6 protein-coding genes are annotated in these 5,283 nt (G+C 73.7%); 4 read left to right on the top strand and 2 right to left on the bottom strand.

Annotated elements, in window-relative coordinates:
* Positions 1-97: 97 nt before the first annotated feature.
* From GT042_RS10115 to GT042_RS10105, 3 genes are read left to right on the top strand one after another with little or no spacing between them, the layout of a single operon-like run.
* A complete protein-coding gene (locus GT042_RS10115; RefSeq protein ID WP_161308377.1) occupies positions 98-466 on the top strand; it encodes a hypothetical protein in 369 nt (122 codons plus the stop codon).
* A complete protein-coding gene (locus tag GT042_RS10110; protein WP_161308376.1) occupies positions 463-1,971 on the top strand; it encodes a cation acetate symporter in 1,509 nt (502 codons plus the stop codon). Before GT042_RS10115 ends, GT042_RS10110 begins: the two co-directional genes overlap by 4 nt.
* Complete coding sequence (locus GT042_RS10105; protein WP_161308375.1) at positions 1,968-3,161, top strand: histidine kinase; 1,194 nt, start codon at positions 1,968-1,970, stop codon at positions 3,159-3,161. The genes GT042_RS10110 and GT042_RS10105 overlap by 4 nt, the downstream gene beginning before the upstream one ends.
* A gap of 52 nt (positions 3,162-3,213) precedes the next feature.
* Here GT042_RS10105 and GT042_RS10100 read toward each other — a convergent pair whose 3' ends face one another.
* Together GT042_RS10100 and GT042_RS10095 are read right to left on the bottom strand one after the other, a co-directional pair.
* Positions 3,214-3,723 (bottom strand): hypothetical protein, encoded by a 510-nt coding sequence (locus GT042_RS10100; RefSeq protein ID WP_161308374.1) that lies wholly within the window; start codon positions 3,721-3,723, stop codon positions 3,214-3,216.
* Between the two features lie 35 nt (positions 3,724-3,758).
* On the bottom strand, positions 3,759-4,457 hold the full coding sequence (locus tag GT042_RS10095) for a sigma-70 family RNA polymerase sigma factor (RefSeq protein ID WP_161308373.1): 699 nt from the start codon (positions 4,455-4,457) through the stop codon (positions 3,759-3,761).
* Between the two features lie 256 nt (positions 4,458-4,713).
* Here GT042_RS10095 and GT042_RS10090 point away from each other — a divergent pair.
* A partial coding sequence (locus GT042_RS10090) for a CapA family protein (protein WP_237530653.1) occupies positions 4,714-5,283 on the top strand: 570 nt, incomplete at its 3' end.

Raw genomic sequence — 5,283 nt, 5'->3', positions numbered from 1 at the left:
CGGCCGGCCGCTGACAGTCCGTCCTGGTACGGTCCGACCCCATCCGCCCGACCGGCCGCGCGCCGCGGGCCGGCCGACACCGAAACGGGGAACCACCATGACAGGGGCAGGGGAAACCACGCCCAGGCGCGAGGTCGTCACCGGCGAGCCCCGGCGCGTCCGCCCGCTGCCCCGCTACCGCCCGCAGGCCGAGATCGACGAACAGACCGCGCTCGGTGACGCGTACGTCCGCTCCCTGATGCGCGGTCAGCTCCGGGCCGGCCTCACCGCCTTCGGCGTCCTCGCCCTCGTCGCCGGCACCCTGCCCCTCGCCTTCGCCGCGCTCCACGACGCCACCGCGGTCTGGGTGGTCCTCGGCGTCGCCGCGTACCCGCTGCTCACGCTCCTCGGCTGGTGGTACGTCCGCCGCGCCGAGCGCAACGAACGCGACTTCGCCCGGCTCGTGAAGGGCCGGCCCGTCCCGTGAGCCAGGGCTACACCGTCGCGGCCGTCGCCGTCGTCGTGGTCGCGACCGTCCTCGTCGGCGGCTTCGGGCTGCGGATATCCCGTACCACCTCCGACTTCTACGTCGCCTCCCGCACCGTCCGCCCCGCGCTCAACGCCGCCGCCATCAGCGGCGAGTACCTCTCCGCCGCCTCCTTCCTCGGCGTCGCGGGCCTGGTGCTGCTGCACGGCCCCGACATGCTCTGGTACCCCGTCGGCTACACCGCCGGCTATCTGGTGCTGCTGGTCTTCGTGGCGGCCCCGCTGCGCCGCTCGGGGGCGTACACCCTCCCCGACTTCGCCGAGGGCCGCCTCGAATCCCGCCCGGTCCGCCGGCTCGTGAGCGTCTTCGTGGTCGGGGCGGGCTGGCTCTACCTGATCCCCCAGCTCCAGGGCGCGGGGCTCACACTGAAGATCCTCACCGGCGCCCCCTACTGGTTCGGCGGGGTCCTCGTCGCCGTGGTCGTGGTGGTGGCCGTAGCGGCGGGCGGCATGCGCAGCATCACCTTCGTCCAGGCCTTCCAGTACTGGCTCAAGCTCACCGCCCTGCTCGTCCCCGCGATCTTCCTGCTGCTCGCCTGGCAGGGCGACGGCCGGCCGCGCGTCGATCTCGCCCTCACCTCCGTCGCCGTCCGCGCCGACCACCCGCTCTACGCCACGTACGGACTCATCGTGGCGACCTTCCTCGGCACCATGGGCCTGCCGCACGTCGTCGTCCGCTTCTACACCAGCCCCAACGGCCGGGCCGCGCGCCGCACCACGGTCGTCGTCCTCGCGCTCGTCGGCGCGTTCTACCTGCTGCCGCCCGTGTACGGGGCCCTCGGCCGGCTGTACGTCCCCGAGCTGCCGTACGGCACCGACGCGGACGCCGCCGTCCTGCTCCTGCCGGAACGGGCCGTCGGCGGACTCGGCGGCGAACTGCTCGGCGCTCTGGTGGCCGGCGGGGCCTTCGCCGCGTTCCTCTCCACCGCCTCGGGACTGACCATGGCCGTCGCCGGGGTCCTCACCCAGGACGTCCTGCCCTCCCGGGGCGTACGCCACTTCCGGCTCGCGACCCCGCTCGCCATGGCCGTACCCCTCGGCGGCTCGCTGCTCGTCAGCGGAATGCCCGTGGCCGACTCCGTCGGGATGGCCTTCGCCGTCTCCGCCTCCTCCTTCTGCCCGCTGCTGGTGCTCGGCATCTGGTGGCGCAGGCTCACCCCGCCCGGCGCCGTCGCCGGACTGCTGCTCGGCGGCGGACTCGCCTTCGTCGCCACGCTCGTCACCGTCAGCGGCGCCGTGCGGTCCGGCTGGCCGCACGCCCTGCTCGCCTGGCCCGCCGTCTGGTCCGTCCCGGTCGGCTTCCTCGCGATGATCCTGGTCTCCCTCGCCACCCGGAGCCGGATACCCCCCGGCACGAACGCCGCGATGACCCGCTTCCACCTCCCGGAGACCCTGATGCCGCGCGCCCGCGCGGGCGCACCGGGCGGAAAGGGGGTCACCCGATGAGCGGCGCCGCCGCCCTCGCCGTCCTGATCGTGGTCGGCCCGCTGCTGCTCGCCGGCGGGTTCCTCCTCGGCCGCCGCACCGCCCGCCCCGTCCGTACCAGCGACGTCGGCACCCCCGTCGAGCACGCGACCTTCGAGACCCTGCACACCGCCTCCCTGGCCTCGCCGCCGCTGCGCGCGGGACTCACCGAGGAGAGCGCGCGCAAGGCGGCCAAGCGGTTGCGCTCACTGCTCGGCACGGACGCGCTGTGCCTGACCGACCGGGACCGGGTGCTGGTCTGGAACGGCCTCGGGGAACACCACGGGCCCCATGTCATGGAACAGGTCGCGGGGGTGCTCAGCGGAGGCCGCGGCACGGCCTTCGCCCTGCGGTGCGACGACCTCGACTGTCCGCTGCGCTGGGGCGTCGCCGCCCCGCTGACCGTCGACCACCGGGTGCTGGGCGTCCTCGTCGCCTGCGCGCCGCGCGAGTCGGCGGTGCTGGCCAGGGCGGCGGGGGAGGTGGCCCGCTGGGTCTCCGTCCAGCTGGAACTGGCCGAGCTGGACCGCTCCCGTACGCGCCTCATCGAGGCGGAGATCAGGGCGCTGCGCGCGCAGATCTCCCCGCACTTCATCTTCAACTCCCTCGCCGCCATCGCCTCGTTCGTCCGGACGGACCCGGCGCGGGCCAGGGAACTCCTGCTGGAGTTCGCCGACTTCACCCGCTACTCGTTCCGGAGGCACGGCGACTTCACCACCCTCGCCGACGAACTGCACTCCATCGACCAGTACTTGGCCCTTGTCCGGGCCCGGTTCGGCGACCGGCTGTCGGTCACCCTCCAGGTGGCGCCCGAGGTGCTGCCCGTGGCCATGCCCTTCCTCTGTCTGCAACCGCTGGTCGAGAACGCCGTCAAGCACGGCCTGGAGGGCGCGGTCACCACGAGCCGCATCACCATCAGCGCGCTCGACGCGGGCTCCGAGGCGGAGGTGGTGATCGAGGACGACGGGGTCGGCATGGAACCGGACCGGCTGCGGCAGATCCTGCGCGGCGAGGGCGGCGCGTCCACCGGCGTCGGGCTGCTCAACGTGGACGAGCGGCTGCGCCAGGTGTACGGGGACGCGTACGGCCTCGTCATCGAGACGGGCGTCGGGGCCGGGATGCGGATCACCGTACGCATCCCCAAGTACCGGGCGGGCGTGCACGGTTCCTGACCGCCGTACTCCGGGCGGGGTCCGTACAACACGTCGTCGAACAGGTACGTCGTCAGAACAGCTGGATCGCCAGGTGTCCGAGCGGCAGCCCCAGCTGCCACGCCGGGGTCCACACCTGCGGCCCCTCCTCCTCGGCCGGGAACGGCTCCTCGCCGGCCGGGCCCACGGGTCCGACCGCGTCCAGGTCGGGCGCCAGCAGCTCGGTCTCCTCCAGCCACCGCCAGGCGGCCTCCGCCAGCTCCCGGTCGGGGTCGGGGCTCCCGGCCCCCGCCGCCTCCAGGACGCGCAGCCGCCGGGACACCCACGCGCTCCACGACGTGCCGTACGCGGTGAGCGAGCGCCACTCCGCCATCCTGGCCCCGCCCCCCGGTCCGGTCACCGACCCGTCGGAGAGGAAGATGGTCAGGGCCAGCGCGTCCCGGCCGGCCCGGTACTCCAGCGTGGTCGGCGGCATCAGGTCGCCGGTGCGCAGCAGCTCGTCCGCGACGTACTCCGCGTACATCCAAGCCATCGGCACCAACAGGCCTCCGCCGCCCGCCCCTTCGGTACATTCCGGACGCATGCTTTCCGCCTTCCTTCCTTTCCCCGAAGCCTGCTTCAGGGAGCATTGAACCGGCGGTGACCGTCCCGCGTGGCCAGAAGAGCGGGATCGGACGGCCGACGGGAGTGGATTGTGACGGGTGTGGCCGAGGGGGTCGCGCCGCCCCGCGAACCACACGTCCGGTCGCTCTTCTGCGACGCGGACGACCGGCTGTAGCCGGGCAGGGAGCGGCCGAGCGCCCGCAGCGCGTAGTACGAACGGGACTTGACCGTGCCGGGGGGAATCCCGAGGGTCAGGGCCGCCTCGCCGACGCTCAGCCCCCGGAAGTAGATCTGCACGAGCACCGCCCGGTGCTCGGGGCTCAGCGCCCGTACCGCCTGCCGTACGTCGAGCCCCGCGACCGCGCATTCCGTCGGGTCCCGGGGGTCGGGGGTGGCGGCCAGGATCTCGTCCCCGACCTCCGAGGGGCGCGCCAGCCGGGACCTGCGGGCGTCGATCGCCAGCCGGCGGCCGACGGTGAACAGCCAGGGCCGCATCGACTCGAAGGGGGCGGCGAACGCCTCCGGATGCTGCCAGGCCCGTACGAGCGTCTCCTGGAGGAGATCCTCGGCCCGCTGCCGGTCGCCGTAGGTCAGCCCCAGCAGGAAGTGGAGCAGGGCGGCGCCGTGTTCGCGCTGGAGCCTGGCCAGGGCCCGCTCGTCGGTCGTGGCGGTCGCCGACGCGGAGGCAGCCGCGGTCGCTGTCGCTGTGGTCATGGTGCACGCCCTTCCCGGTGACGTCGCTGTCGCCTCGCGTATACGAACGCATGGCGGCGGCCGGGGACAGACGGTGCGCGGAGGTGTGCGACGAGCGGTCGCTCACTGCGGCGAGTGGTGCGGTGAACGGTCCCGGCGCGGGCGATCGGTCCCTTTCGGGCTTCTTGGTGGCTTGATCACCTGACATCCATTTATATGACTATATGAATGCAAGGTGGCGATCCCTCAGAAAACCCCCAGAAAAGGAGTCCGGCCGATGACACGGCGCATGACACGGCGCACGACGCAGCGGGGACGACAGGGCGGAGCGGTGGCCGCGGCCGTCCTGCTCCTCGGTACGGCGGCGGCCTGCGCGGCCCCCGGCCGGAACCACACGCCCGGCGCGGAACCGGACCGTCCGCCGCACGGGGCCGCGCGGCCCCCGGCGGCCGGAACCGGAGCGCCGGAGCGGGGGTTCACCCTGATCGGCTCGGGCGACGTCCTGCCGCACGACTCCGTGATCGGCCGGGCCAACGCCGACGCGGGCGGCCGGGGCTACGACTTCCGCCCCATGCTCGCCGGGGTGCGCCCCGTGGTGTCACGGGCCGACGTGGCGATCTGTCACATGGAGACGGTGTACGGGGCGAACGGCGGCCCGTACACCGGATATCCGGCCTTCAAGTCCCCGCCCGAGGTGGCCGCCGCGCTGGGTGACACCGGCTACGACTCCTGCTCCACCGCGTCGAACCACTCCCTGGACGACGGCGCGGCCGGGGTACGCAGAACGCTGGACGCGCTCGACCGGGCCGGGGTCCGGCACGTGGGCTCGGCCCGGTCGGCCGCGGAG

Origin of the sequence: Streptomyces sp. SID3212, assembly GCF_009865405.1 — a bacterium.
Taxonomy (GTDB): domain Bacteria; phylum Actinomycetota; class Actinomycetes; order Streptomycetales; family Streptomycetaceae; genus Streptomyces.
This window is presented reverse-complemented; position numbering and strand designations above follow the sequence as displayed.

Excerpts from the sequence above, each read along its gene's own strand:
- GT042_RS10115 (WP_161308377.1), top strand. The coding sequence starts at position 98 with ATGACAGGGGCAGGGGAAACCACGCCCAGGCGCGAGGTCGTCACCGGC.
- GT042_RS10105 (WP_161308375.1), top strand. The coding sequence starts at position 1,968 with ATGAGCGGCGCCGCCGCCCTCGCCGTCCTGATCGTGGTCGGCCCGCTG.
- GT042_RS10100 (WP_161308374.1), bottom strand. The coding sequence starts at position 3,723 with ATGCGTCCGGAATGTACCGAAGGGGCGGGCGGCGGAGGCCTGTTGGTG.
- GT042_RS10095 (WP_161308373.1), bottom strand. The coding sequence starts at position 4,457 with ATGACCACAGCGACAGCGACCGCGGCTGCCTCCGCGTCGGCGACCGCC.